Here is a 26,325-nt window from a genome sequence, read left to right as displayed (position 1 = left end):
GGTCCCCACTACTTTGGTGGGGACTACTCTGGCAACTTCCTTTCACATCGTCGAGACGGTGCTGGGGACACGCTTACGAGGAAGTCGCCCACTCCACTCGCAAGATCCTGCAGGAGCACATGCGGATCGGGGGCAATTTTGCCCACATCCATGCATCCGTCATCGGCCATTTCGTCAGTACCCAAGGCGACAACCAGAAGGTCAGGAACCGAGCCGCCGAGCTCGTCTACTCCTTCCTCACCAAGGTTTTCCAGAAGTCGAAGTCGTCGGTCAGCCTGTACATCCGTGTCTACAACAAGTTCTCGAGCAACATCGGCGCGGTCGAGATGTTGACGTACAGCGATATGTCTCTGCTGGTGCACAACCACATTGGCGACGACATCATCGAGAAGGTCATCGAAGCGAAGCGTGATGACCCGACGCTCACGAAGAGCGAAGTCAAACAGCTCATCGCGACGCTGGAAGACCAGATCGCCGGAAAGGACAACAGCATCGAGGAGGCAACTTCGCAGCTGCATGCCACCATCGGCCGGCTGGACGACGCTCAGAAAGAGATCGACCGCCTGTCGGCCGAACTCAGCAACGTTCGGCAGGAGCAATCGCGCGAGAAAGCGAGGGCCCAAGAGACGCAGGTTTCCCTCGCGTCGACCGGCAAACAGGTCAGCACGCTACAACAGACGCTCGCCAACAAAGAGCGCGAGGTCGAGCAGCTCACCGCCGATATCGTCAGGCTCAAGGCGAACCCGGTGAAGACTGAAGTGCCGGTGCCGACCCTGCCCGAGTCCTACACGAGCCTCCAAGAAGCAGTTAAGGACAAGCTCGCCGAACACGAGGCCATCGACCTTCAGCTTCAACAAGCCAAGGCGGAATTGTCTGACCTCGAGGCACGTGCGAAGGAGCAGCGCGCAGCGATCGAAGCGAGCGAGGTGCTCGAAAAGAAGATCCGCGGCCTGATCGATACCTTCAGCTCATTCGTGCAGGACTATCACAGCGCGCAGTTGCTCGCGACAGCCGACGGAAACCCTGCCCGCTTCAAACCGCTGTTCCAGGCGTTCAGTGACCTGATCGGCAAGTTCCACGGTGAGGTGACGGCGGCCGCACGCGCCTGATTTTGCACGGGCCACGCTTTATTGTTGTGCAGTAGAAGAGAGACTCAGAAAAATGGACAAGAAAAACTCGCGCGAGACCTACCGTTCGATCGAGCGACTGTACGTACCCAACTGGTTGGCCGAACGCATCCAGGTAACAAACTTCGACCTCGTCGATCAGATGAAGTGGCTGCTCGAAATGAATGGGGATTTCAACGATATCCTCGCCGTCGAGCGCAAAGAGATCGACCACGTCAAACATAACGAGGAGTCGCTGCGCAACCTCCTGCGCACGCCGTTCCTGATGGTCGCGCCGACCCTCGAGTCGGTTGAGGACTGGCGCTGCTTCGTCGACGACACACCCACAACCGTCGCGGTCGACCAGCTGATTCGCAAGCTTCCGCCGCTGGACGCGCTCGCGAAGTTCTCGGTCGAACAGCACAACCGCGTCTTCCTCGACCTGGTCACGAGCGTCATTCACCTCAGCGTACTGGCCGCTCCGCTTCTCGGGGTGACGACCGAAGTGGTCGCCTACCTCGCGTCCGTGCCGACCTACAAGCTGCGTATCGCACTCGGTCGAATGAACGGATTGCCGCTGTTTCGCTGGCGCTTCAACACGCCGACGTTCTGGTATCAGTTCACCGCCAGCGATCTGACCGACGAGATGGTGGCGCACCAGATCATGGCGACGTCGCCGATCAGGATGAACAGCGCGCCCGGCAAGGCCGGCTGGAGCGAACTGCGCTTGCCGCGCGAGAAGAACGAGACGTACGCACATGCCCTGATGGCATATGGTTGCCGCGCGTCGACGGCCGCCAGCCTGTTTCGCCTGAATCAAAACGCGATGCGCCAACGGTATGTCGAGATGCACGGCACCAGCTCACCATGCGGCAACACGCCGAACTCGCTCAACTGGTTTGTCGAGACGCCGACCAATCGCCTGCACGGCACGATCTTCACCTGGCTGTACCGCGCTGCGCTCGCATCCGGCGCCAACGCACCGCAAGCGCTGATCGCAACCAACGACGTCTACCAGCAGATCTTCGGCGGGCAGCACGCGATCTCCGTCGACCGCGGCTGCAACCTGACGCGGGCGATGGCCGCCGACAACCGGCTCACGATCGCACCGTGCCGGACCTGCCGTACGGAATACATCGTCAGCAACAACGATACCAAGATTGAGATGCACCATAGCTTCGACTGCCCGGCCTGCACCGGGCAGCTTGGCGCGAAGCGGCGGAGCACGAAGGCGAGGTTGCGCAATGGCGACTAACGACGAACGCGTGGCACTGCATGCCCTTCCGGAACTACCGGCGAGCCTGATTGTGATTAACGGCGATCGCCGACCGCAGTTCGCTTGGTATGACGCCGAGACCGAGCAGTACTACTCCGAGGCAGACGGCCGGGTCATCGTCGACGTCCGAGCCGCGCTGCCGTGGGCAGCAGCCTACGTTCACTAGAGGGCACATGGACGACCTCGCCTACCTGGTCGCAGAAAGCAACGCCGCGTGGCTCGACGGCCGCGGCGACGGCCGATTCGAGCGATACGAACGGTTCTATCTGGCGCAACGCGAGACAAGGGCGGAGTCGTTCGAGCTCGAGCAGGTAAACGAAGCCTATCCCGAGTGGGTGGGCAGTCAGCCGCCGCCGGTGCTTGGCATGCTGGCCAGGCCGTGGTTCGGCAAGGTGCTGGTCGCCCTCACCTGCATGTACGTCGGTGCGGCAGCCGTCCCCGCCGTGTCTTCGGCCATTCCGTACAAATCGACCGTATTGCTGGGCGTGGCCTTCATCGGGCTGCGCGTGTTCCACTGGAAGCGACGCAAATCCAGATGACCTTCAGACCTTGCCCCCCGCCCGATGGCGGGATTTTTTTGCCGATTCACCATTAAGTCTGACGAAATCGAACCGTAATCTAGAATTGGCGGTTTTTGGCTCGCCCAAGCCATTTCAAAAAATGGGCCGCCGGCCGCGCGAACTTGACTTCGCCGCCGGGTCGGTAGGATGAAATTAAGGGTTCGCAGGGTGCGCGCCCAACAACAAGACGAGGACTCCAAGCAATGAAGAAGCTCACGACCATCAGCCTTTCCGCACTCGCAGCGGCATCGCTGGTCGCGCTCGCAGCCTGCGGTGGCGGAGGTGGCGATAGTGGCAGCACGAACACGGGATCGAACGGCAACAACCCGTCCAACCCTGGCACCCCGTCGACGACGGTCCCGGGCACGGTCGATAGCACTCAATACCCGGCCGGCAGCGCTCAGCTCGCAGCGATGAACCTGCTGAACCAATACCGTACCCAATGCGGATTCCCTGCCCTCAAGCAGAATACCGTTCTGGACCAAGCGGCGCAGAACCATGCGAAGTACATCGGCCTCAATGGCGCTGTCATGGATACCGAAAACTCCGGGAATCAAGGTTACACCGGGGCCTCCTATTCGGACCGAGCGGTCGCTGCCGGGTTTCCCACCGGGACCATTGGCATCGGCGCAAGCGGAGCCGGCAATGCTGTCTTCACCACCAATTTCAACGCTACGCTCGCGGGTCAACAGTTTGTGTACTCGCTCCTCGGGGGCGCGTACCACGCGGTCGTAGCCACGTTCCCTGTGGACAATGTTGGGCTCGGCGAATTCGAAACCCAAGTCGCATCCGGCTCCTACACTTACACGGAATCGTGGCAGTCGATCAGCATGTACGGTGCGGCCGCGATGCCGCTTTCAAATGGTCCGAAAACCTTTCCCTGCGATGGCGTGACGGGAGTTCCCTATCGTGAAGTCGGAGAAATTCCTGCTCCTCCGAACGTCTCCACTGCAGGTTGGGGCACCCCCGTCACCGTGATGGGCAATCTCACCGATGTGATCGTGTTGCAATCGGCCTCAATTACTGGACCTTCGGGAGCAGTCTCGGTACAGGTCCTCAATTCCGACACTGATCCGAACAAGTTGCTCGGTAAGTATCAGGCCGTTGCCTATCCGACTTCGCAGTTACAGCCGAACACTACGTATAGCGTAACGATCAACGGGACGGCGAACGGCACCGCGTTCTCACGGAACTTTAGCTTTACGACTGGTAACGTCGTCGGCTGATTATTCAAGCCGACAGAGCACAAAAGCGCCCAAGATAGGCGCTTTTTTTATCCGCCTTGATATCCGGAAATCGGGGTTGCGTAGAATTGGTAGATCGTCCCGTTGTCTATTCGGACGGCACAATAAAATTGGTAATCCGTCCCTTGGTAGTCACCATTTACGTAGTACGGCCCGCTACCCCAGTTGGCGGCCACCATTGTCACCACGCCAGTCCCAAACTGGTATTGGTTGAAATCTCCCGCCTGAAACGTGACCTTGAACCTGCCGCCCGAATAGGTCCGGGACGCATCGTTGCAAATCGTCGCCCAGTCCTTTGTCGTTTGAGGAGGGGACGGCGTAACGTGCGGCGTGCATGTCGGTTGAGTCCAATTCGAGCCGGTCCAGGCCGGACCTGCGACTGTATCGTATCCGGGAGGACAGCCCGGGGGAGCCGCATAGTTGCATTGCGGCTCCGACCAACGCGATCCTTGCCAAACGGAGGCTGACACCGTCGTCCAGCCGGCGCCAGATTGACACTGGGGTTGCGGAATTGCCCCGTTACGCAACGGCACGGCGCACGTTGAATCCTGATAGCCCGGTGTACACGGGATCGGCGCGCATGCCTGCCGCATGCCGATGTACGCACCAGTCCGGTCGTAGAACGGGTACGAACGAAGACCGAAACCCGGCTGGCAGGATCCGTCCGCAAATGCGCTGCCAGCAGCGACCGACAGCATCGCTGCCACTACCCACCTCATCCAGCTTCTCACTCACCTCTCCCTCAATACGAACAATAGGTTTCGACGATGGCGGTGCCGCTGATCCCGTTACCGTTGCCGTCAGTAATGAACACGGTCCACGGGCCGCTGCCCGAGGCTGAAACATTCACGGTCGCAGTCGGATTCACGTAGAAGCTCACCGGACTGAAGACGATCTGTGGCGTGCCTCCGGTCGCGCAGTTGGGCGCCGGAACCCCCCATCCGTTCTGGACCATGAAGTACCCGTGTCGGAGCGCCGGACCGCCGATTGGCAACCAAACGTGGTCCTGACAGGACAACACCTGTCCGCGCCCGTCGCTGTTTTGTGCCATCGCGCCGTTTACCGGGCACGAAGCGCGCGGCGTTGCGATCGCCCCCGGTGTGATCGTCTGCGTCACTTGCAGCTGGCCGTTCACAGTGCTATCGCCGGTTGAAATCGGCGCCGGTGCGGAACCATCTGCTGTCTGAACAGCCAGCGTGCCGGGCGACCGCACCGCGTTGCTGACCGCAACGTTTGACGCTGCGAGCGTAGGCGCTGCAATCGTCCCTGTGGCGTCGATGTTGCCGACGTTGTGAAGGTCAACGCCGTTGACATCTTGGCTCCCGGTCCACTTCAGAGAACCGTCCCGCCGGATGAACACCGAGTTGCCGTCCGACAATGGCCCGTTCGTCGCCATCACAACAGCGGCCGGCGCGCCAGGAACCGGATTCGTCGCTTTCCACGCGCCATTCAACCCGTTGACCGTCGCCGGATTCTGGGTTGTCGAAAACCCAAAACCGGTTCCGGCTGCCTGCGCGACGATACCCGCGCCGGCGACGTCGGGTTGACCGAGCCTGGTCACCGGTTTCGATGGATAGAAGACGTAGCTCACCTTGCACGACGCCGTTCCGGTCGCACAGTCGTCCGGGCCGACGCTCATCTGGATCATGTACGTCCCGCCCCAGAACGGCCCGGCCGCGTAGTCCACCTTCAGATATTCGCCGGCGCGCAGTTCGGCGAACGTCGGTGGTGTGACGGGCGTGGACTTTCCCCCGACCATCTGCCCCACCAACGTGCCGTACTTGTCCGTCACCCAGTTCGACAACGCGGCATTAATGACCGCCAGATTCTGCCCTTCGAGGCTCAGCACGTCGTGCCGGCGCTTCTCGACGTCGCGCTGGATGCCTTGGACCGTCATTAGCGCAGCAGCGACCAGCACGATCACGGCTTCTACAATGCTGAGCATCGAAGATCCTTAGTTATCCTTGGTCGCGTACATGACGATGCTCGCCATCGCACCTGCCGACGCGCATGCTGTTGTCGCAGTTCCCGAACTGAAGTCCGTCGACGGTCCCTTAATCGTCGTGTTGTTCACTTTGACTTGCGTATAAGTCCGCGAAACCGCTTCGGCCGAAAGCGTGCAGACCGATGTCGGAACCGGATAGGTCAGCGCAACCGCGTCGTTCGTCGCGGTCACCGTAGCGGGTGCCGCCGTGACGGAACCCCCGAAGATTCCCGTCAGCGTTCCGGTCGTTTTGTTAAGACGGCGGCCCGCCGTGTTAAATGCCAAGCCCTGCGTGAGCGACAGCATCGATACACCTGAGTAGTCGATTTCACCCGCAGTCGCATCCTGAATACCACTCCGGAAGTACTGAGCCTCGCTCTTGAATTCCGATGCATGGATGCGATCCATAACGTATGGTCGCCCCATATAAACAAGAAGTGCGATAAGCGCCCCTGCAGCCATTACGCCCGCGGCCTCAACCAGCGACAGCTCCCCTTTTTGCTTGCGACGACTTTTTCCGACGAAGTATCGGCGCTTTGTCGCCAGTGGCTTCTTGATCGGTTTCATGCGATGACTCCAGTTAGTTTTGATTGGCAGAAATAGAGGACCCGTCGAATGCGACAGCGCCCGTCGCAAAGTATGATCCCACCCCGAAAACGATGAACATCAGAACTGCCCCGCCGAGGAGCAGGTAGTGGGTAACCTTCGCGTTGCGGCGCACGGCTTCGACTACACGCGCGAGAGAGTTCTGACCAAGATCCTTGATCGACTCGACGAACTGGTCTCGCGCGGCCGCATCGGTCAGGATGTCGATCGTCATTTCCGAGAAGATCCCGGTGTCGAGCGCATGCATCGACTTGTCGGGATTCGCCGTCAGTCGTGCACTCATCTGCCGGAGATGCCAACGCATCCACGGGTCCGCCGACCTCGTGAGCTTGTCCAGCGCGGCGCGCAGCGTCAGCCCAGAGTCGAATAGGCCGGCCAATGAAACGATCAACAAGGCGGCCCGAAGATCGCGTCGATTGCGCCACATGAGCGGCATCGCATCGACTCGGTTTCTAAGTTCACCCGTCCAACGCTTCAGCGTTTGGAAATAGCCGAGAACTAACCCCGCGACGACAGAGCTTGTCAGCCACCAGTATTCGGCGCAGAACGTATCAAAGGCGTAGATGAACCTCCCGAACGCGGACCACTTTTCGAGCGGCAGCACGTCCAGCGTCGCCGGCAGGATTTCCGAGCCGAACAGCACGCAGAACGCGTAGAGATAGACAATCAGGAAGGCGGGATAGGCCATCTGCATCGATGTCGTCGCGGACAGCACACCTTTTGCGTGCGCCGCCATTTCCGCGAGTTCGAGACCGCGAATCGCAGCATCGTCGCGCGGCGATTGGCCTGCCAGTTCAAGCAGTACAAATTCGTCGTTGGGGATGAACGACTTGATCGCGGTCGCGAAATCGTCGCCGGCGCGCATCCGTTGCGCGATCTTCTGGAACACGGGCCATGAAAGGTTCTTGCGCGAGCGATTCCGAGTCTCGAGTGTCGTCAGTCGCTCGAGCAGCGTTTCACTGTTGCGCAAACCCTTCTTGGCAACATCGAGACGCGTTTCGCGATAGAACATTTCGCGCATCGCGCGGAACCGCCAGGTCGCGACGCGCAGTCGCTCCTTCGCCGGGAACATCATGAAAACCGAGTAGACGAGCGACTTGATCACGACGGAATCACCCCATCAGAATCCGGCGCCACGCGGTATGCGTCAAACGCGCACATCGACTCGTCGATGAACCGCGGATCGATGAGCCCACGCGACGCCTTGTACAGCGCGTGCTCGTAGACGGTCTTGCCCGTCATGTCGGCATCGGCGAAGTCGGTCTTCCGGCTGCTGCGCCACACTTGCTCAGCGCCCCGCCAATCGCGCGCGGACACGCGCTCGAGAAAATCGGGTGTCGGTCGATACAGCTCCATCGCCAGCGTCTGCCCCTTGATGCCGGCGGCTACCTTGCCCGCACGCGTGAACAGACCCGGGCGGCGGCAATGCTCGCACCCGTCCTCGTCCCGGCAGGCCATGGTTGACGCGTCCAGGCCGAACTTGCGCTCCAGCGTCGCGATCTGTTCCGGCGACAGCACGTCGCGCGCCGGCCGCTTGCAATGTGGGCAAAGAATCGGGATCAGCTTCTGGTTGCCGACCGCGTTCAGAAAGCTGCCGGACGCCACTTCATCCATCGGCAGCTTCAGTCGGCCACCGACCAGTCGCATCACCGCACCGAGAATGCTGTTGCCGTGCAGCGTCGCGCGGACCGGGTGGCCGGTCAGCGAGAGCTCTGCAACCAGGCCGGCCAACACCGAGTCGCGCACCTCGCCGATCGTGAGGTCGTCGGGGTCCATTCGCATCAGCGTGCGGATCACCTCGACGATCTTGCGGTTCGCATCGTCTTCGGTCTCGCCCGGCCGGCGCTGAATCGAAATATCGGAAAGCCACGGCGCCGGTACCTCGGACGGCTCGTTGACCGCGAACTGTTTGATGCGATCGCGATTCGGCACGAGGTACGACATCGCGCGCAGGAGGGTAGTCTTCGCAGATCCCGTTTCCCCCGTCAGGAACGTAGCGCCGCCCGTCACCTTGCCGAGACTCTCGAGGATCTCCAGCTGGCTCGCCTCCAGTCCCATCTCGTGCGGGAGCAGCACCTTCACGTGCTTGAAGTTGCCATCGAGCAAACGCAGCGCGACATCGAACCCACCAACAAGGGGAGCGCTCTGCCACCGGATATTGACGAGATCCATATGCGCTACGAGCGGGATCATCGCGGACTGCGGAGCCGTGGGCTGGAACGTTTCGCCCGAGTTCGTGTTGCGTTGGACGAGGTCCTGATAAGCCGCCGACAGCGCGCGGCGCACGAGCGCCTTCGGCATTTTTCGGTACGAGTACAGGTCGCCGTCGACACGCAAACGCAGCTCGACGTCGTCGGCAAACTCCCGATACTCCCAGTGCACGTCGCCGGCCCCGTACGCTTTTGCTGCTTCGATTACGTCACGGAACGCCCCGATAGCGCGGGACGACTCCGGTACGGTTGTCGACGCGCGCTGCTTCTCCTTGCCGTAGAGCGCAGCAATGACGTCCTCGTCCGCGACCATCTCTTCATGCACGGAAATGTCCGCGCGCGCGAGATCCTTCAGATAGGCCGCGTACAACTGGCTTTCGTGGAATCGCTGCGTCGACACCACGATCGAGATACCCGCCTGCAGCTCGACGGCGATGAATTCGCGACGCGCCGATTCGGTCACGGCAAGCGCCGCGTTTTCCTCGCGTTGGCACAACACGCGCTTGAAGGTCAGTGATTCGGCATGCACCAGCCGCGGTCGCCCCGTCTCGATCGAAACATCCGGTGCCTCGGTCACATCCATTCCGATCCGTCGCGCCGTCGGAGGTTCGTCGTAATCGGCCGGCCGGCGCGAAGTGGTTTCACCTTCCTGCGCAGCGCCCGCAGCGGGTGGTTCGGTCGACTCCGTCACGCGCGCTGACGCATGCACTGGGTCAGCCGCCCGCTCGGCGCTCGTGCCCCCTTCGGGTTGCGGTGAAGACACCGTATCCGCCCGCACTTCGACAGTCGAGCCGCCCGTGTCGGAGTCAGCAGCCATGCGTGGGCCGTCCGCTTCCATATTTGCGGAGCCGCGAGACAGCGAGACGTCTTTGTCGTCGCCGCGATGCGAACCGATTACCTCGTCGATGACTGCAACATCCTCAATTTCTTCCTGCGCGCGACGCAGCATCATGCCCATCGTCATCGGCTGACCCTGGCTCGCTTGCCGAGGGTTCACCGGCTTGCTCGACGACTTGAAGCGCGGCTCCCGCACACCATTCGGTTCGGCCGCCACCACGGCATCGCCACCGTCGATCGGCTCCCGACCAACGATCGGCATCGACGACGACGAGCTATCGGTAAAGCCCGCCGTAAACGCCTTGAGCCTGCCGAGCAGACCGCGCTTCGCCGGTTCCAGCGGCTCCATTTCCGCGAAGAGGCTCATTGCGCACCTCCGAGCGGAATACCCGGCAGCGGCGCACCGGTAGGCAACGGCGAACCCAGATCCACGAGCGAACGGATCGCGTTCGTCGCCGGCGACTGTATTGGCGCGGCGCCGCGAATCGGCTCCTTCCATGTGCGCTTGCCTTCGGCCACCGTCACCGCATAGCCGTCTACGCTCTTGACGCTCCAACCGTTGAGCAGCGTCGCGCCAACTCGCGCCGGGTAGATCGCGTCGCGGAAGGAATACAGGACGTGTGCACCGGTCTCGTCGTTGAACGCGCCGAGGAAAGCAACAGGTTCGGCATGCGCGCGCGGCATACGAAGCGGCTTCTCGACCGGCTTCGGCGGCGTCTCGGCCGCGACGCCGCTCGCGGCGATGCCCGGCTGCGGCTGCGACATGGCGCCAGGCGGCAACATACCGGGGCCGGTCGCGCCCCCGCCCAAGCTTCGGATGACGCTCGCGCGGGCCAGTTGATCGATGTCGTCGATCGAAAGCTTGGCGCCGACGGGATCGGCATGCGCGGACACGGCGATACCGACGCCCGCCGCGATGAGTGCGTGCTTAATTAAAGACATAGTATTTGCCCTTCACGGTGAAGTGGACGCCATACGGCGAATCACCCGTTTCCTTGTTGGTGGTTGCTGGTGCGCCCTCATTGAGGCGCAGCTCGACCTTCAAGGATTCGAGCGCCATGTTGGGCGGCAGCTTCGCGAGCAGCGGCGACTGCCAGCGGAACCCTTCGATCGTCCAGTCGCCCTGTTTGAGCAGGCGGCCGCCATGCGCCCCCTCGCCCGCGCCCGGCGTCGCAATGAGAGGCCGCGCTTCGCCGAGGTTGACGACGTAGCCGTAGGCACGAAGGTCGAGGGGTTGGACCGACATCCGCTGCGGCGGCGTCTGCAGCATGTCGATGAAGGCTTGCTCGGCCGGCCAGCTTTTCGATTCGCTCTCCATCAGGGAAGCTGCTTTTGGAATGGCGGGTCCGCGCGAGGTCAGCGTGCGCCCGTCACGCGCGAAACTCAGTGGACGCATGTCCGCTGTCGCGGCCTGCTCGAACCCCTCGAAGGTCCCCCCGTTCCGGCGGAACGTCATCGTGCAGAACCCCGACGATGGACAGTTCGCCTCCTGGAACAGCCAACCCTTGATCACCGTTTCCTTGCCACCGATGGCAGCAAGCAACGCCGGCGCCAGCTCGGACGCTCGCGGCTGCATACGTGCGAACACGTCGCGAACAGCAACCGCGTACTGTTCAGCGAAGGTAGGTGCCCGCGGAGGCGGCGGCGGTGGCGACAGCATGTCCACCACCTTGGGCACGCCGAAGAATGCGCCCACCACGGTGACGAGCACCGGGATGGCGGTCGGCAACGAAATGGGCGGTCGGCGGAGGAGCCCGACCTTCCGGTTCGCGAGCAGCTCGCTCGCTTGAAACGGCTCGTCGACGTCCCCGATCCGGTCACCCGTACCGAGCGTATCGAGCGAAAGGTTGCTCTTCAGGCACTCTTGCTCAATCTCAAGACGACGCGACTGCGCCATCTCGGGCGTCAGCACCTCATCGCTACGGACCGCGCCGCGCACCACGAAAACCATGTAGACGCGCAAACCGTCCTGCAAGAGCACGAGGGCGGCGGCCCGATTCTTGATCCGCTCATGCAACGCGACGCGAGCCGCGCCCGAATACAGGCGTGCGCCTTTGATTTCCGACATGTCCGGCTCGGCGAACCCGCCGATCAGCTCGGTCCCGACCTTGAACTCGACGAAGTGGGTCGCGTTGAACACGTCGGTATAGCGGCGGCGCTCGGCACTGCTCCCCTTCACCGGGTAGGCCCGCCAGTCGATGCCGAACACCAGGCGTGCGCGCTTGTCGGTCGGCAGAGGTTCCGTGATGTGCATCATGGCCATCACATCGACGGAACGACCGTCGCCTTCAGCATGATCACCTGGAACGTCTTCGACTTGTTCCAGCTTCCGGTGAGGCCGGCAATTCCGGTATTCGTCGTGCTGTCAGCCTGATCCGTGATCGCGCCATACAGCACGACCGTCTGGCCGTCCGACAGCGCGATCGTCTGGTCATCCTTCGTGCCAACCGTATGCGCCAGCTGGATCTGTTGCTGCGTTTGGCCAGAGCCAGCTCCTGCGCTTGTGAACGGCCCGTTGAGCTTCGAGCTGTCCGCCCAGTACGCGAGCACGATCTGGTTATGATCATTGACAGCCGGCAGCACATTTACGAAGTCGCCGGTCGTGATGGTGCCCGGCGTCAGTCCCGGCACACCGCCAGAGGATGCCGTCAGCGAGCCCGACGACGACGTCGTCGACCGGAGGTAGTCATCGCTCTTGAACGACGCGATCGAGACCGGCAACCCGTTGAGGGTCATCTTGGTCATCGTGTTGTCCTGCACCGTGCGGCCGTACTGGTTCAGCGCGTTCACAACCGCGTTCGTGCCGGAGAACGGCGCGTCCGGGCGCAGCACCGACACGCCTACCGCGCCACCGCCCGTCGCAAGCGACGTGGGCGACGTGAAGCTGATCGCGTAGCGCGCGAAGCCAGCGTGCATCGCATTGAACACGACGTCGGCATTCATGCCGGCCTGACTGCCCTTGTTCAACGCAATTTGGAGTGTCCGGACCGTAATCGCCACCTGACGCGTGGAGATCGCATTCTCGTGCTTGAGCAGCTTGCCGATGTTGTCCGCGGCTTCCTTGGTGTCGTACACCATCACCAGCCGGCTTTGCGGGTTCACGCTCACCCGGCCCATCGGCGATTTCAGCTTGTCGATTTCCGCCGTGATCGCCGCGATTTGGTCGAAATCGCCTTCGCGGCCGGTCGACGTCTGGGCGGAGAACGAACCGGTGTTGCCACCGGAGCTACCGCCACCGCCGCTGCCGGACTGATTGCCCGTCGACGTGTCCATCCCCTTGCTCATCGTCGACTTGATCGACACCTTGCCCGGGATCGCGGCGATCTGGTACATGCGGGTGACGAACCGATTCACGTTGATCGTGCTGCCGTCGAACGACCAGTCGAGCCCCAGGTCGGTCGTCATGTTCCGCATGTACATGCCGGTCTTGCCGGAGAACGCCTGCCGGTAGACCGGCTCTTCGGTTCGCGCGGCGTTGTTCTGCCCTTTCGACTCCGTTTGGCCGGGCACCAGCGAGTCGCGCGGCACAAATACGTCCGGGCTCAGGTGCACCGGATAGCCGGTCGCCGTCGAAATGAGCGTGGCGATCTGCTTGATGCCGAGGTTCGCTGGCAGCGTGACCGTCTTGTCGCGGAACACGGCAGGCAGCGTCGCCTCGTACGCGAGCGGCACCAGCCGATCGCCGAGGAACGCGGTGGGCACGTCCTCGACGAGCGCCATCGGCGCCGGCCCCTTACCAAGCGCGTCGGAGATCGCGCGGTGCGCAGCGTCGTAACTGTCGTTGACGTCCTGCTGCGTGACGGCGCAGCCTGCGGCCATCAGCGCGCCTGCGATCGCGACGACGGATTTCAAAAGGTGAACACGCATGGTTCTCAATCCTGGCAATTGCCCGCGCGTGCGATCACGCGGATGACGTTGTTCGTGTGGCGGCACGCGCGCGTCGGCGTGCGCATGTGGTTCGTCGCCTTCATCACCTGCTGCAGCACCGACGTGAAATCGCCGGTAAAGGAGGCGTTGAACTCCAGCGGGAGGTCGTCATCGATCTTCCAGGCGAGCTGCCAGCCTTGCTGCTGCAGCCAGCGGTCGAGCGCGTCGCGCAGATTCACGTCGGCCGGCGTCACCGAGAAGGTCAGCGTGCCGGTCGCGGCTGGCGCACCCGCGCCCGGCAACACGACAGCAGCGACGTCGGTGGACGGGGCCGCTGTCGTGCTCGCCGGCGCCGGTAGCAGTTGCCCCGGCTTCGGGCTCTCTGCAGCCGTCGGCTGCGCCTTCGGCGCCGACGCAAGCACCTGCCAGCCGTCGGCGTCGATGGATTTCGCAGTGGGATCGGCCGCAGCGTGTGCCGCGAGATGCAACACGGCCAGCCCCGCCGCAACGAGTGCGCGAACCCGCGCCTGATTCGAATGTGTCTTCTGCATGGTTACCGGCCCTGTTGCATAAAGCGGCGATAGATCGCGCTGGCGTAGACGAGCTGCTTGGACGGCGTCACCGCGTTGTAGGCGCCGACCGCCTTCCAGTTCGGTCCGAAGCGGCGCACGTTCGACGCGAGGATCCACGCACCGACGTAGGCGCTGACGCAGCCGTTGAAGAGATGCTCACGACGGATGCCGTAGCGCGCCAACGTGGGTAGCCACGACGTGTTGATCTGCATGAGGCCGATGTCCTCGCTGCCGTTCGTGTTCCTGTTCACGGCGTTCGGGCGCATCCCAGACTCGTGCTGCGCGATCACGCGCAGCAGCCGCGGATTCACGCGATGGAAGGCCGCCGCGTCGTCAAGGCAATCTGCACGACTCGGCAGCGCAGTGAATGCCAGCACGGCGGCGACGATAGGCGTGATACGCATCACGACGTCGGCCCTCCGCTCGCCTGCAGCGTGGCGTCCGGCACTTCGCGGTAGACCACTTCCTTGCGGCGCTTGACGTGGATCGTGTTGCCGTCGGCCATCACCGTGAACAGGCCGGAGGTGCCTTCAAACATGAAGTAGCGACCCTTCTGTTCGCCGATGCCCAGGTTCCGCGCATCCGTCACACTCACCCGAACGACCGAGTCCGCAAACTTGAAATACGTCCGGCCCTCCCGATCGAACACGGCGTCGAGCTTTGCCGGGTTCGGCTGATCGAAGTCGTAGACCGTCTTCGCGTCTCGCATTACCTCCACGCGGTTCGTCTTGTCAGCAACCACGAACCGCTCTGCCCGGTCGATCGTCAGTACGTTCTTCGCGTCGTCCCAGCTCGTACGCAGCACCTTCCCGTCAGGCGTCTTGAATGTGACGGTCTTGGCGGGCTTCGACGTGAAGCGAATCTGCATGTGCGTGTCGTCGCCGTCCCGGATTGCCTGCGCGCCGAAGCGTTCAGCCAAGATCGATACCGGCGGCGCTTCAGCCGCGACCCGTGCAACCACTCGGTTCAACCCCGCCTCGTCGGCATCGCGGCTCGACGACGCGTAGTTCAACGCAGCGGATTTCGGCGCGTCTCGATGCAAGCGCACGTGGCGCGCGGTGAAATCGACGTCCGCGTACAGCCCGGTTTGCGTCATCAAACGATCGAGCGCCTGCATCCAGTTTTCGCCGTCGCGCGTGCCGAACTGCTCGAGCGTCGTCAGGTCGACGTCCTTCTGAGCCGATCCGGTCCAGCCTTGTGGGACGAGCGCCTTGACGAAGCCGCCGACTGTCATCGACGCGCGAAGTGCACGGACAGGTTCGAGTGCCGGACGTGCGCCGATCATCACCAAGCGGTTGGTGAAGCCATCGAATCCGGCCGGTTGGTCGTCCTTCATCGCGGCCAGCGCACCGGAGCCGCCAATGAACGTGTTCGCCTTCTTCCAGCGTGCCGTGGCCGAATGTGCGCCGACCTTGTATGTGATCGATGACGGTGTGCCCTCGACAACCACATACGGGCCTTCGGTGTGGCCGCCGTCGGCAACGATGACCTGGCCGGCACGCGGCTGGATGTAGGTCTTTTCGCCATCGTTGAAGATAAGCGCCGGCCGTTCGGAAATACCGCCGAGGATGTCGTAGTCGAAATCGAAAGGATCGGTGTTTGCCGCCGACGCGGCTGCGCACACGATCGCCGACGCGGCGCACGCCAGAAACTTGATCGTGTGCTTCACAGGCCTGCCTCGATCATGGAAAGGTGTTGGGCGAACCGTGCGAGGTACGCGCGCCCGGGATTGGGGTTCGCGCTGTGGTAGTACGCGACAGCCTTCGCAACCGAGTCGGTGCGTGCGAAGTTCTCAGTGAGGATCGCCTCGGCGACCGCGACGTTTGTGGAGGGTGCGAGCGCGTCCCACGCCGACGAAAAGCGTTTGCCGTGGTAGCACCAGTTCACCTGCATCAGGCCGACGTCGAAATCGCAGCGATCGCGCGCGAGCAACGACTCGATCGCCTTATAGGCTTCCTGTCGCGACTTGAAGAAGTAGCCCTGGCCGGCGACGTTGAGCGTCCAGGGCCACGCACGACCGCGGTAGTTCGACTCGTTCAGTGCGATGCCGGCAAGAATCTTCGGATCGACGTTGGTGTGCAGCAATTCGAACGGAACAACCGCGCGCGCGCACGCCCATCCGCCGCGGCGTTCGGCAAGCGCCGCCTGTGCACCATCATCCAGGACGGGCGGCTGTAGCCAGCCACGGTCGATGAACAGATCGTCCAGCGCAACGTCGCGGCCATCGATCGATACCGTGATGCTGGATTCACGCGAGCTGCGCACGGTCTGGTCGATCAGCGGCGAAGCCCAATCGATAAAAGCGTCGAGACCGCAGTAATAGACCGGCTTGCCCGGTAGCATCGCGACACGACGCGTCGCCCCGTCTTGAATGACGACGCTCACCGGGCTGATCACCTGCGCGATCACGGCCGACTGGGCATAGCTGCTTGCCAACGCCATCGCCGCCGCGCATGCCATGCGCTTGATCATCGCGGCCCCCGATACGGTTCGAGCACCATGTCGCGATTGATCTTCATCATGAAATGCCGCTCGCCCGGTGCCGACGTGATCGTCGGCGGGATGTTCTGGTAACGGTTGAGCACCGACTGGGCCGTTTGTGCCGCGATCTGACCCGCCGTGCTCCCTACTTGGGTGACACCAAGCGGGCCGGAAGTCGTGGTCTGGTCGCCGCTGCTAAAGGCACGGACCAGGATGGCAGTCAGGAACGAAGTCGAGTAGATCTTCAGGAAGTGATTGTTCACGTGACCGCTGAAGCCGGCTGCGCCATTACCGTCCGCACCCTGCGCGCCGTACAGCGGCACGTGCTTGCCATTCGGTAGACGCATTTCTGCACCGGCCACGAGAATCGACTCCTGCCCCGGCTGAATGTCCGAGCTATACGGTGCGACGATCGTGGTGCCCCACGGAATAACCATGCAGCGGCCGTCGCCGTTGTTCGCGTACACGTCGCTCTCGACGATCAGCGACGCGGTGCCGGGGCGATCCGAGTCGAGTGCTTCATTCGAGAGAACGGGAATCTTCGCGGGCGGCGACAGCGTGCAGCCGTGCGACTGCCCGACAAAGCCGGTTCGCGCGAAATCCTTGTCGCCCTCGTTCAACTGCGCAACGTCGCGCATGAACGCGTTGTCACGCTGCTGAGTCGTCAACGGGCCTGCGGCCTGACCACCGCGCGTAGCCACAGCCGCCTGTGCCATCGCTTCTTTCATCGCAGCGTCCTGAGCGGCCGCCTGCTGGAGCAGCATTTGCTGCGGCGAGATCACGCCGTTCGGCAGTTGCGGCTGCTGCGGTTGGGCGTCCTTCACCTTCACGCCCGGACGGAAGATCGGCGACACGTAAATAGTGTCTTCGTCGTTCGCAGCTTTTAACTGCGCCGTGCCAGCGCTCGGCATCACGGCATCAGCCGACAGCGTCGGCTTCTTCGCGTTTGCAGCTGCCGCAGCGCTCGCTGCGGCAGCCGCTTCCGCTGCCCGGCGACGGGCTTCAGCCTGCTGCCCTTCGATGATCTTGTCGACGTCGGCCTTGTTTGCGTTGCTCTTGTCGACCGCTTCGGCCGCTCGTTCGCGTTTGGCCTTCAGCGCTTCGGCCTCGGCCTTGTTGGCTTCGAGCGTCTGCGTGTAGAAACCCAGCGCGCCGATAGCAAGGGCCGCGATCGCGCCGATGGCAATCATGACGTTGCGCGGCACCTTGCCCTTGAACAAGGCTTTCTCTTCCGGGCTGGTCGGATCGGTCTGTTTCGCCATACCGTCCTCAGAACCCGAACAGACCGCGACGGCCACGTGTGATCGTCACTTCCTCGCCCGGTCGCGTGAGCTTCACCTCGTCGGCCAGTCGCTGGATGACGATGTATGGCCCACGGCGAATAAAGTTCGGGCTGACGATGTCGCCGCCGTCCTTGATCGTCGGCACGGCAAACGGCGTGCGCGGTGGCATCCGAATCCAGATGAACGTGCCATCGTCGAAGACCATCTCGGGTTTGAGTGAACTCGTACCGGACACCGTGTACTCGAAGTTCAGCTTGTCAGGCGACACGCCAATCGGCCCGGAATCCGATTTAGAGCCGTGGTCAGCGTCCTGGTTGTCGCCCGTAGCGTTACCGCGCGCGCGTACCTTCGCCATCAGCGAGTTCGGGTAGTTGAAACGCACGTTCTGGTAAAACAGGCCGCCCAACGGCGACGAGACAAGCGTGAGCTCGTACTCGCGCTTGTTCGTACTCAGGTGCAACGTGTTGACGAGGCCCGGCTTGGTCGGCTTCACGTAGACGTGATTTGCGCCATCGGTGTCGAGCACCCACTGCACCGAGTCGCCCATCGCGGGCTCGCTGATCACGGTCTCTCCGCGCTCGAGCTCGATCGTCGTGAGCTTCAACGGCGCAGTCATGACCCGGAAGATCTTGTCGCGGCTGTACGAAAACACGACCATGCGCGCATCGCCAGGCATCGTGATCGGGTCGGCGCCGGAGTTGTACGGGTTCACCGGGCTCATCGCGTCACCGATGATGCTGCCGACGTCGAAATTCGGGATCGGGGCGATCGTATTCGCGGTGTTCTTCGTGGCGAAAGCATTGGCCGACGCTGCGATCAACGCGAGCGCGCCCCAGATCAGGAGGGAACGTGTTCGTTTCATGCGCCGGTTTTTTGCAGAGTGAAGAACGGGTAGTAGAGGCCGTACGGATTTGTGCCCAGCACGTCTTCCGCAGTCGGGGGGATGATCTGGTAGCGCATCGTCAACGCGAATCGGATGTCGACAGGTTTGTCTGCGGGCGATTGCCGCGTCGAGGTCGTGAATTCGACGACGACCGTCGAGTCCTCGAGCAAGGACACGTTCGTGACTTTCGTCTCACGCACCAGCTTCGGGTTAGTGGTGATCTGGTCGAACGGCTTGTCGTCGCTGATCCACGCCGCGAACTGGTTCTTCGCGTTGCCGACCATCTTGGCCTTAACCGCGTTGATGTTCTTGGCGAGACGCGACGTACGGATATCGTCGGTAAGAACCGGCTCGATCGTGAACCAATGCTCGACGTCCTGTTTGATCGCCGTGCGCTTCGCCTGGTCGTCCGGGTTATATGCAGCCAGCTGCTTGACCAACGGATTGCCACCGGCGTCCGACGAGACGCCATACGACCGGACGACGGACGGCGGCGGCTGACGTGTATAGACGGCACCGCCCGCGATGATCGCGAGGATGAAGCAGAAGGTCTTCCAATGATTGGCTTCAACGCGCAGACGCGTCCCCTGATCGAAGACGATCGTTTCGGGATCGTTGTTCGAGTAGTGGCCGGGCGCCGGAGACAGGGCGACCTGCTTCTTGTTACGGGGAAAGAGTCGGGGGAATCGCATCACGGAGTTCCAATTGGGACGGATCAATTGGAACAGCCGAGGTGACAACGGCACGTGGGAAAAGAGCCGTCATTTCAGGGACCTTTTCGCGACAAGGAAATGAGCACAAGCAACAACCGCGAGCACTCAACCGGTTGCAGCGGGTTAAGGAGAAAGCTGCCCGAAATGGGCGAGCTTTCCGGTCTTGCGATTGCGTCTAGAACGATAGAATCAGGGAGTCGATCGTTGCACGCGTTGCACGCAGTACGACGGTCGTCACGCGAGTGACATTACTCCGATATGTTTCGAAAAAACAATGATTTGGGAGTGATCGTTATTCGAGGCATACCGGCGCCCCCCCTCAACCGGTTGCGCGGCATTTTTCAGAAATGACAACAATCAGTGGCTAACGATCATCCACTTCTATGACCTGTTCCAATTCGTGCAAGAGTCCATCCATTGAGAAAGCCGACATCCATCGAGACCGCTTGACCGCAATTGAACAACATGTCGATCTTCGTCGGGTCGATTCGCCCCCGGTAGTGTTGGGCCGTTTTTATCGTGAGCAGCTTGATCGCAAGCTTTGGCCCAGTCAGGCACAACTGGCCATAGACCTCAATGTATCGAAGGCTAGCGTCACACGATCGATTCAAGCATCTCGGCTTCCGCCCGAAATAATAGAGTCGTTTGGCGGCACGGATCATGTCTCGTTTCGCGCAGCGGAAATCGCTACGAAATTGATCCGCGAGCTCGGCAGCGATATTGTCGTACGAAGAGCATTAACGGTGCCGAGGGGGACCACTTCGCCAACCGTAAAATTGATCCTATGTACTGGCGTTGCTCAAGCCGATGGTGGGCTCGCACTAAGGTTGTCGCCAGGGGCAAGCGGTCGACACATTCGGATCGACTCGCCGCAGATACAACGTGTGATTCCTCACCTTTCTATGTTGGAAGATCTAGTCAACGCACTCCTTCCGGCATTGCTTGGACGTTCCAGCTGAGCACGTAGGTTCAGTTGGCGGTGGTTCAGTTCACAACGCGTATTCTTGCGTTCGCCCTATGGGTGACAGATTCCGACCCAGCCGCCGTATAGGTGACATTTTCCGACCTCGATGTAGCCACTCTGGGTGGACGGACGTAGTTGATCCCAGGACTCATTCTGACGGTGACGTTTTCCGACCCGAGTGGGATGTTTATCTATGACAAATTCCGACCTGCTTGTGGCTCCCAAAATGTGACAAATCCCGACCCACTCAAAGGTCCTGAACAGTGACAAATTCCGACCCAGGTCCCGTCGCGTGGAAAGTGACGTTTTCCGACCTAACGTGCTATGAAAATGGTCACGGATTCCGACCCATATCGCGGGCCTGATGGTGACAAATTCCGACCTATATCGCGGATCTAACGGTGACAAATTCCGACCCAAGTACCAATGCGCCGGTGACATATTCCGACCTATAACGTGCGTCTGACGCGCGGCAAATCTGGTTCCCACATTGTGCTTGCCCTTGCTTGGAGCAAAGGTGACATTTCCCGACCCAGGCGCGTAGGCGGTCACGTCATCCCAAGTAGATTCGATGAAAAGTGAGTGAGTACTTAGTGTCTTTCGGGCATTGAGGTCGGAAAGCGTCACCTTTTGGGGTTCGTGCGCCTCCTTTTTGCCATCCGGTTAGACGTTACCTAAGGTTATACGGACGGTCCGGGTCGAAAAATGTCACTTTTCAGCCATCGTGGCGGCAAGCCGCGAAGGGTTTTGGGGTGGTTTGGTTGCATCAGAGGAACTTTCTATCGGTTCTCTTTGTAAGACAGTTTATAGAACCGTTTGTAAAACCTTTTGTAAACGCTTTGTCACCGGCCGGAGAGGCTTGCTGGTTAAGGGTCTCCGGCCGGTCACAGTGAAACAACTGTGACGTATACCGACCTTGATGTGACACAATCCGACCCTAAGTGGACACAGAGCGGGCCAGGAGTGACAAATTTCGACCGTTATCCACAACGGTGACTTGCACCCTGCAGATGTCACCTTATAATTGCGACACCTCCCGCTGAAGGTCACTTTTGTGAACAAAAAGGCAAAGAATCGGCTCGAGCCTGCCCAAGTCGAGATTGTTGAGATCGAACCGCTCCAGATCGAGCCGTCGGACGAGCCGCCTCTGGACGGGGATGGCCGAGTAAGGGGCACTGTTGCCATGAGCCGCGCTCTGGTGAATGCTCAACAAGGGCTGACTCTCAACGAGAAGCGGGTGATGATGGCCGCGCTCCGATGTATAGATAGCAAGAAATCACCGTATTTGCATAGCAAGGGTAACGGTTACGTGAGCGTACGTGTTCGAGCGGACGAGTTTGCTGCCCTTGCTGCGCTTGCTCCTAGGTCTGGCGAGAAGCAAGCGACGGCTGCGTACGAGGGACTGAAGGAGGGATGTGCCAGCCTTCAGAAGCGACAGTTGACCTATATGGATGGCCCGAAGAAGGTCGTCCTGAACTGGGTATGGAAAGCGGTATATCACGAGCGCGAAGGATGGGCCGAGGTTTCATTTTCCCCCGATCTGACACCACATATCTTCATGTTGCAAAGGCGGTTTGTTTCGTATCAACTTGAGTTTGCACGGGGGCTGCAGTCGCTCTATTCTTGGCGCCTGCTTGAACTGCTGATGCGAGAGCGCGACCGTGGACGGCTCCTGATCACTCTGGAAGACTTCCGGCATGTGCTTGAGATCCCGGCAACATACCGCTTTGCAGACATCAAGCGTCGAGTAATTGAGACTGCAGTGAACGAACTAAACGCGAAGGCAGATCTCGTCATTTCCTGGACGCCGGTGAAGCTCGGTCGCGCCGTGAATTCGCTCGATTTCCAGTTTATCCAGAATCCGCAGAGCCGGCTGGCGTTGGACGGCGACGTGGCCTTTGCGGAAGCGAGTGGCGCGACGACTGCCGCGGGCTGAATTGCAAGGGTTCACTGGATCGCTCAAGCGACGTTGTTGGGAGTCCATCGCAGAGCGAATGCCGTCCAAGTGCTATGTCCTGGGCGGCGGGATTCGGAGTATTGAGCCCCTACTTCAGTTGGTGTCCATCGTCTGCGAGGAGTTTCTTGAATGCTACGACGTAGGCCTCAGCTTTTTCTGCCGATCCAAGGACGAGGTCGACGCGGACTTTCCCATCGCCCCACTCTTTGATAGCACCAATCTCAGCGCCGTCGTCAGTTGACACCTTGTACTGTCGCGAAAGCGACTTCCGTGGCGCACGGCCATTCTCGAGGCTCTCACGGATGGCCTTCACCTTCTGAAAAGGAAGTTCCTCATCACGAATTCGTTCTGCGAATGCCAAGGTGCGCTTGTCATCCGTGGCCTTTAGGTACAGGGTAAGTTCATAGCTCGTCGAAAGGCCAAATTGTTTCGGCTGCGCAGCGATTACATCAAGGACTGACTGCGGCAACTCCAGCAGCGAGAGAATCTTGCTGACCTTGGATTTTCCCTCTTCCACGAGAACCGCCAACTCGTCGTTGGACTTTGCGTGTCCCTGATCGAGAAGCTTCTTGTACCCGAGTGCAACATCCAGGACGGTTTCCTGCTCACGCTCGTTGTTTGCCGCGCGAGCAAGGCGATAGAAATCGATGGGATCTAGGCCTTCAAGCAGTTTGACATCCAGTGTCTCGGCGCGATTGCGGAGTGCCCCAAGCTTTCGGAACTGACCGTCGATCAGGATTGCTCGATCCGCGAAGTCCGGATGACGCCCGGCGAGTACGGGGACTAGTTGGCCATCTCGCGCCATTGAGGCTGCGCGCGCGGCGATCAACTCTTCCTTATAGATAGTTCGACTGTTGAGCGGATTGTCGTCGATATGGCTAATCGGCATCGTTATGTACCGCGACCGCACTTTCCCCGATTGCTCTAGGTTTGCCAAATATGCTTCTGCATCGGACGGCGTGGGCGAGACAACAGTTTCCTTGGCGGGCGCCAACAGACTGCTCCGCCCACTCAGTGCTTCATCGACACGGTCGAACCTTGAAGGCGCGGACGCTTCTCGCATCGTCTGGTCACGCTTCACGCCGGCGTTAAGCGCAGCAGAAAAATCCTTCTTCGTCATGCTCGCACCTCGAGGACTTCGAGAATTTCGTCGACAAGATCATTCAGTTCTTTATGAGCTGCCTTCGCAGATCGAAGTTGAAGGACCGTTGCGCCGGACACCTCAGCTTCCTTGTACGCGGTGCGAAAACCGAGCTTGGTTTTGAGCATCGGGAGTTCGTCGTCGCCTGCTGCTGCCTCGAAGATTTGCTTCACGATCGTCACGTTTTGATTCATGTTCGCAAATGATCGAAGTTTGAGATCGGGGTTTCGTATCTGCGCTTCCATTCCCAACTTTTTGGCCTCTTGAACGGCCCACAAGTTGCCGCCCGATGCGGCAATCGGAATAAGTCCCAGATCGGAGATGAGCAGGGCTACAGAGGGGGCCGCGGATTTGATGGCCGGCGGACAATCAATGACAATAAAGTCGTAATCATTGACATATTTTTCAATCTCACGATCGGGGCGCGGGCTAAGTGCGAGGTTCGAAATAGCAGCGGGATACGGCCGATCATCCGGGGCTGCACCGACAGAGAGCGTCGCGGTGCCCTGCTCGTCCAAGTCCACGAGCAGTGTTCGATAGCCTCGCACCCCAAATGCACCTGCGATATTGGTGGATGTCGTCGTCTTCCCCGACCCCCCTTTCTGATTGAAGACTGCGATAATTTTCGCCGCCATGTTTTCTCCTTGTCGAAACGAAGCTTGGACCGGGGGCAGTTTCTACGTAGAAACTGCCCCCGGTCGACTGCGGCCAATCTTAGGATGACTTGCGTAAAACATCAAGAAAAACGACTGATTCGGAGATGAAATTTATTACCCTAGGATGCAAACAAGCCATGCACTATGGAAATTCTTCTCAGCCGTCCCGTGAGTTTCTACGTGGAAATTAGTCGCGCTGACGAAGACGGGAAAGCTTAGGTCACGACAAAGCCTCGCGGCATCAATCGAATTTTGGCGAACAGTCGTGTCACATAAAGACGATGATGGGTGTGGGATTGCCTACGAGCTGCCACGTCAATTTTTTTTCGATCTCCAGAGCATGCATTTTTCATCTTCGTATCAACAGCGGCCGCGTCGTCTGTTGGGCGGGCAGTTTCTACGTAGAAACTGACGTGGCGGAGCGCTACATCGCGCGTGCAACGGTCTGGATGCGCTGGGGGCATTCAGGTTCGCTCGTTTGGGGGCTTCGCTCGAAGGCCGGGGCCGGATAGTTTCTACGTTGAAACAGGGAGCTCGCATCCCGCTTGAAACGATGGCACCGCGGAGTCTCGCGAATTGAATAGTCCAAGAGGATCGATTGGTTTCTGCGCTAGATTGAGATGATGGGTCCCTCGGCCAGGGGGCCGCCTTATATACTGAGTGTGCGTCTTGAACACGACTGGCTGCGTGACTGCGGAAATGCAGAGCGGATAGAACCGGCTGCGTTAAGTCCCAGATAATCTAGGACTTTTGGGTTGCACTCGTCCCAAACTGCCAGATTATGTTTGACTTCGACAGGGACTTCTCTCAAGGTCAGGCTTTATCTAGGGATTCGTACGGACTGGGCGCGGTCCGAAATGACAGAGCGCCCACCATGCTGGCGGGTGGATGCATGTCTGTTCGTCAGAAGAAGCGGGCGATCATCTGCCGAAATATCACGATGCCTCTTCTATCATGCACTGTTGCTCGGTCCTGATGTAGATGGACGCCGTCTGGAGTGATGCTTGGCCAAGAACTCGCTGCACTGCATCAATTCCCAAGCCGGTTGGCCGGGTAGAGCGTCCAGCGATACGCGTATTGGGCTGACGACTCAGTCTGAAGTCGTTCGTGATGAACGGTTCTATTGAATGCGGGTCGACAGCCACGCCGATCAAGCCAAGCTAGGCTCAGACTCGCGACCCGAGACAGCGCGCTGCACTCGGGTCGAAGGCGGCACGAAATCGTTGATTTCGCGATCCCAACGGCAATTCGACCGCGGTGGCAAGCGGTGAATGCTTAATAAATAGGGTCGCATCAATGGGGCTGCCTTGTCGACCCCCATCGCCTACCGGGAAATCCTTGTGACCTTCGCTCCAGAGTAACGCGAAGCCGAAGTCACGAATCTCAGAAAACCGAAAGTGGTCATCGAAACCGGGGTGAAAGCGCGAAGATATGGTCAATGTCGTGAAACAATCTTCCAACAACCGGCACTCCCGTGCGAAGGCCGTCCGACAGGGCTTTCCGCTGATCTAAGCGGTGATTCATCGTGATGTTTCACGATGTGGCGCGTCTCCGAACGCGAACGTTTCCGTCACACGCTGCAATTTCGTCGAATAGCTCATTCATCATGAAAATGTATTGTTTGATACGTGTTTTGTAGTTTTGCGTTCATGGATCCCTTTCGGGCGTTGCGGGTCAGATCGGCGCATGATCGCCACTCGGCCGCTCTTGAGCGTTCTCGGTGCAAGACGGTTGTCGCGCAGCGCTTGCGTGGAAGTCCGTTCGACCCTGAAGCACAAGATGCACCGCAACGGATAGGGGGCTACCGGAATTCTCAAAATTGCTCTGAGGAAAGTGCCGCACACCGAATTGGGGCCATTAAGGCTTGAGTGCGAATTTTTACGGACAACACCGGCTCATTGACATGATGGTTAATCTATGGTCACCCCCGTTTTTGCAACGCTGACGTTGATGTGTGGTGGCTTTGCACCAATCTATCCGGCGTC

General features: G+C 60.4%; 22 protein-coding genes. 6 read left to right on the top strand and 16 right to left on the bottom strand.

Going from position 1 to position 26,325, the window contains the following annotated elements; translation table 11 throughout:
• The 5 genes from WS46_RS20840 to WS46_RS20820 form a co-directional block, all read left to right on the top strand.
• Window positions 1-1,109, top strand: a 1,109-nt coding sequence (locus tag WS46_RS20840) for a hypothetical protein (protein WP_257130022.1), incomplete at its 5' end; no start/stop codon positions are given.
• Between the two features lie 52 nt (window positions 1,110-1,161).
• Window positions 1,162-2,361 carry a FlhC family transcriptional regulator gene (locus WS46_RS20835; protein ID WP_059534549.1) on the top strand — a complete coding sequence of 400 codons (1,200 nt, stop codon included), beginning with the start codon at window positions 1,162-1,164 and terminating at the stop codon, window positions 2,359-2,361.
• Entirely contained in the window at window positions 2,351-2,548 is a 198-nt protein-coding gene (locus WS46_RS20830; RefSeq protein WP_059691597.1) for a hypothetical protein, read from the top strand. Before WS46_RS20835 ends, WS46_RS20830 begins: the two co-directional genes overlap by 11 nt.
• A 7-nt stretch (window positions 2,549-2,555) precedes the next feature.
• Window positions 2,556-2,921, top strand: a complete 366-nt coding sequence (locus WS46_RS20825; protein ID WP_059691596.1) for a hypothetical protein — start codon at window positions 2,556-2,558, stop codon at window positions 2,919-2,921.
• A gap of 224 nt (window positions 2,922-3,145) precedes the next feature.
• Entirely contained in the window at window positions 3,146-4,168 is a 1,023-nt protein-coding gene (locus WS46_RS20820; protein WP_059691595.1) for a CAP domain-containing protein, read from the top strand.
• 760 nt (window positions 4,169-4,928) lie between these two features.
• On the opposite strand, the gene WS46_RS20815 is transcribed toward WS46_RS20820, so the two are convergent.
• Genes WS46_RS20815 through WS46_RS20750 form a run of 14 tightly spaced genes read right to left on the bottom strand, consistent with a single transcriptional unit; the run spans window position 4,929 to window position 19,601 of the window.
• Complete coding sequence (locus tag WS46_RS20815; RefSeq protein WP_059691594.1) at window positions 4,929-6,131, bottom strand: hypothetical protein; 1,203 nt, start codon at window positions 6,129-6,131, stop codon at window positions 4,929-4,931.
• 9 nt (window positions 6,132-6,140) lie between these two features.
• A complete protein-coding gene (locus tag WS46_RS20810) occupies window positions 6,141-6,737 on the bottom strand; it encodes a type 4 pilus major pilin (protein WP_059691593.1) in 597 nt (198 codons plus the stop codon).
• Window positions 6,738-6,750: 13 nt separating this feature from the next.
• On the bottom strand, window positions 6,751-7,881 hold the full coding sequence (locus WS46_RS20805) for a hypothetical protein (RefSeq protein ID WP_059534537.1): 1,131 nt from the start codon (window positions 7,879-7,881) through the stop codon (window positions 6,751-6,753).
• Entirely contained in the window at window positions 7,878-10,190 is a 2,313-nt protein-coding gene (locus tag WS46_RS20800) for an ATPase, T2SS/T4P/T4SS family (protein WP_059534535.1), read from the bottom strand. Before WS46_RS20800 ends, WS46_RS20805 begins: the two co-directional genes overlap by 4 nt.
• Window positions 10,187-10,717 (bottom strand): hypothetical protein, encoded by a 531-nt coding sequence (locus WS46_RS20795; RefSeq protein ID WP_244139200.1) that lies wholly within the window; start codon window positions 10,715-10,717, stop codon window positions 10,187-10,189. Before WS46_RS20795 ends, WS46_RS20800 begins: the two co-directional genes overlap by 4 nt.
• Window positions 10,718-10,751: 34 nt before the next feature.
• Window positions 10,752-12,080: a hypothetical protein gene (locus WS46_RS20790; protein WP_059534765.1), complete on the bottom strand. Its 1,329-nt coding sequence runs from the start codon at window positions 12,078-12,080 to the stop codon at window positions 10,752-10,754.
• 5 nt (window positions 12,081-12,085) lie between these two features.
• Entirely contained in the window at window positions 12,086-13,690 is a 1,605-nt protein-coding gene (locus WS46_RS20785) for a hypothetical protein (protein ID WP_059534531.1), read from the bottom strand.
• Window positions 13,691-13,695: 5 nt separating this feature from the next.
• Entirely contained in the window at window positions 13,696-14,241 is a 546-nt protein-coding gene (locus WS46_RS20780; protein WP_059691592.1) for a toxin co-regulated pilus biosynthesis Q family protein, read from the bottom strand.
• A gap of 2 nt (window positions 14,242-14,243) precedes the next feature.
• Window positions 14,244-14,666, bottom strand: coding sequence for a lytic transglycosylase domain-containing protein (locus tag WS46_RS20775; RefSeq protein WP_175981548.1), 423 nt, complete (start codon window positions 14,664-14,666; stop codon window positions 14,244-14,246).
• Complete coding sequence (locus WS46_RS20770; protein ID WP_059534525.1) at window positions 14,666-15,931, bottom strand: hypothetical protein; 1,266 nt, start codon at window positions 15,929-15,931, stop codon at window positions 14,666-14,668. Before WS46_RS20770 ends, WS46_RS20775 begins: the two co-directional genes overlap by 1 nt.
• Complete coding sequence (locus WS46_RS20765) at window positions 15,928-16,734, bottom strand: transglycosylase SLT domain-containing protein (protein WP_059534523.1); 807 nt, start codon at window positions 16,732-16,734, stop codon at window positions 15,928-15,930. The genes WS46_RS20770 and WS46_RS20765 overlap by 4 nt, the downstream gene beginning before the upstream one ends.
• Window positions 16,731-18,005 carry a TrbI/VirB10 family protein gene (locus WS46_RS20760; RefSeq protein WP_059691591.1) on the bottom strand — a complete coding sequence of 425 codons (1,275 nt, stop codon included), beginning with the start codon at window positions 18,003-18,005 and terminating at the stop codon, window positions 16,731-16,733. The genes WS46_RS20765 and WS46_RS20760 overlap by 4 nt, the downstream gene beginning before the upstream one ends.
• Before the next feature lie 7 nt (window positions 18,006-18,012).
• Window positions 18,013-18,888, bottom strand: a complete 876-nt coding sequence (locus WS46_RS20755; protein ID WP_059534519.1) for a TrbG/VirB9 family P-type conjugative transfer protein — start codon at window positions 18,886-18,888, stop codon at window positions 18,013-18,015.
• Entirely contained in the window at window positions 18,885-19,601 is a 717-nt protein-coding gene (locus WS46_RS20750) for a type IV secretion system protein (RefSeq protein ID WP_059534517.1), read from the bottom strand. The genes WS46_RS20755 and WS46_RS20750 overlap by 4 nt, the downstream gene beginning before the upstream one ends.
• A gap of 2,039 nt (window positions 19,602-21,640) precedes the next feature.
• On the opposite strand from WS46_RS20750, the gene WS46_RS20745 reads away from it, so the two are divergent.
• Window positions 21,641-22,522 (top strand): replication initiation protein, encoded by an 882-nt coding sequence (locus WS46_RS20745; protein WP_059534516.1) that lies wholly within the window; start codon window positions 21,641-21,643, stop codon window positions 22,520-22,522.
• 109 nt (window positions 22,523-22,631) lie between these two features.
• On the opposite strand, the gene WS46_RS20740 is transcribed toward WS46_RS20745, so the two are convergent.
• Together WS46_RS20740 and WS46_RS20735 are read right to left on the bottom strand one after the other, a co-directional pair.
• Complete coding sequence (locus WS46_RS20740) at window positions 22,632-23,663, bottom strand: ParB/RepB/Spo0J family partition protein (RefSeq protein ID WP_059534373.1); 1,032 nt, start codon at window positions 23,661-23,663, stop codon at window positions 22,632-22,634.
• Window positions 23,660-24,319, bottom strand: coding sequence for an AAA family ATPase (locus tag WS46_RS20735; protein ID WP_059534371.1), 660 nt, complete (start codon window positions 24,317-24,319; stop codon window positions 23,660-23,662). Before WS46_RS20735 ends, WS46_RS20740 begins: the two co-directional genes overlap by 4 nt.
• Window positions 24,320-26,325: the final 2,006 nt, after the last annotated feature.

Source organism: Burkholderia sp. RF4-BP95 (genome assembly GCF_001521985.1).
GTDB lineage: Bacteria > Pseudomonadota > Gammaproteobacteria > Burkholderiales > Burkholderiaceae > Burkholderia > Burkholderia diffusa.
This window is presented reverse-complemented; position numbering and strand designations above follow the sequence as displayed.

What these genes read in the sequence shown, in the direction of transcription:
- WS46_RS20775 (WP_175981548.1), bottom strand. Translation starts at nt 14,666, where the DNA reads ATGCGTATCACGCCTATCGTCGCCGCCGTGCTGGCATTCACTGCGCTG.
- WS46_RS20800 (WP_059534535.1), bottom strand. Translation starts at nt 10,190, where the DNA reads ATGAGCCTCTTCGCGGAAATGGAGCCGCTGGAACCGGCGAAGCGCGGT.
- WS46_RS20750 (WP_059534517.1), bottom strand. Translation starts at nt 19,601, where the DNA reads ATGCGATTCCCCCGACTCTTTCCCCGTAACAAGAAGCAGGTCGCCCTG.
- WS46_RS20785 (WP_059534531.1), bottom strand. Translation starts at nt 13,690, where the DNA reads ATGCGTGTTCACCTTTTGAAATCCGTCGTCGCGATCGCAGGCGCGCTG.
- WS46_RS20735 (WP_059534371.1), bottom strand. Translation starts at nt 24,319, where the DNA reads ATGGCGGCGAAAATTATCGCAGTCTTCAATCAGAAAGGGGGGTCGGGG.
- WS46_RS20815 (WP_059691594.1), bottom strand. Translation starts at nt 6,131, where the DNA reads ATGCTCAGCATTGTAGAAGCCGTGATCGTGCTGGTCGCTGCTGCGCTA.
- WS46_RS20825 (WP_059691596.1), top strand. Translation starts at nt 2,556, where the DNA reads ATGGACGACCTCGCCTACCTGGTCGCAGAAAGCAACGCCGCGTGGCTC.
- WS46_RS20760 (WP_059691591.1), bottom strand. Translation starts at nt 18,005, where the DNA reads ATGGCGAAACAGACCGATCCGACCAGCCCGGAAGAGAAAGCCTTGTTC.
- WS46_RS20780 (WP_059691592.1), bottom strand. Translation starts at nt 14,241, where the DNA reads ATGCAGAAGACACATTCGAATCAGGCGCGGGTTCGCGCACTCGTTGCG.
- WS46_RS20835 (WP_059534549.1), top strand. Translation starts at nt 1,162, where the DNA reads ATGGACAAGAAAAACTCGCGCGAGACCTACCGTTCGATCGAGCGACTG.
- WS46_RS20740 (WP_059534373.1), bottom strand. Translation starts at nt 23,663, where the DNA reads ATGACGAAGAAGGATTTTTCTGCTGCGCTTAACGCCGGCGTGAAGCGT.
- WS46_RS20830 (WP_059691597.1), top strand. Translation starts at nt 2,351, where the DNA reads ATGGCGACTAACGACGAACGCGTGGCACTGCATGCCCTTCCGGAACTA.
- WS46_RS20755 (WP_059534519.1), bottom strand. Translation starts at nt 18,888, where the DNA reads ATGAAACGAACACGTTCCCTCCTGATCTGGGGCGCGCTCGCGTTGATC.
- WS46_RS20765 (WP_059534523.1), bottom strand. Translation starts at nt 16,734, where the DNA reads ATGATCAAGCGCATGGCATGCGCGGCGGCGATGGCGTTGGCAAGCAGC.
- WS46_RS20810 (WP_059691593.1), bottom strand. Translation starts at nt 6,737, where the DNA reads ATGAAACCGATCAAGAAGCCACTGGCGACAAAGCGCCGATACTTCGTC.
- WS46_RS20790 (WP_059534765.1), bottom strand. Translation starts at nt 12,080, where the DNA reads ATGATGCACATCACGGAACCTCTGCCGACCGACAAGCGCGCACGCCTG.
- WS46_RS20820 (WP_059691595.1), top strand. Translation starts at nt 3,146, where the DNA reads ATGAAGAAGCTCACGACCATCAGCCTTTCCGCACTCGCAGCGGCATCG.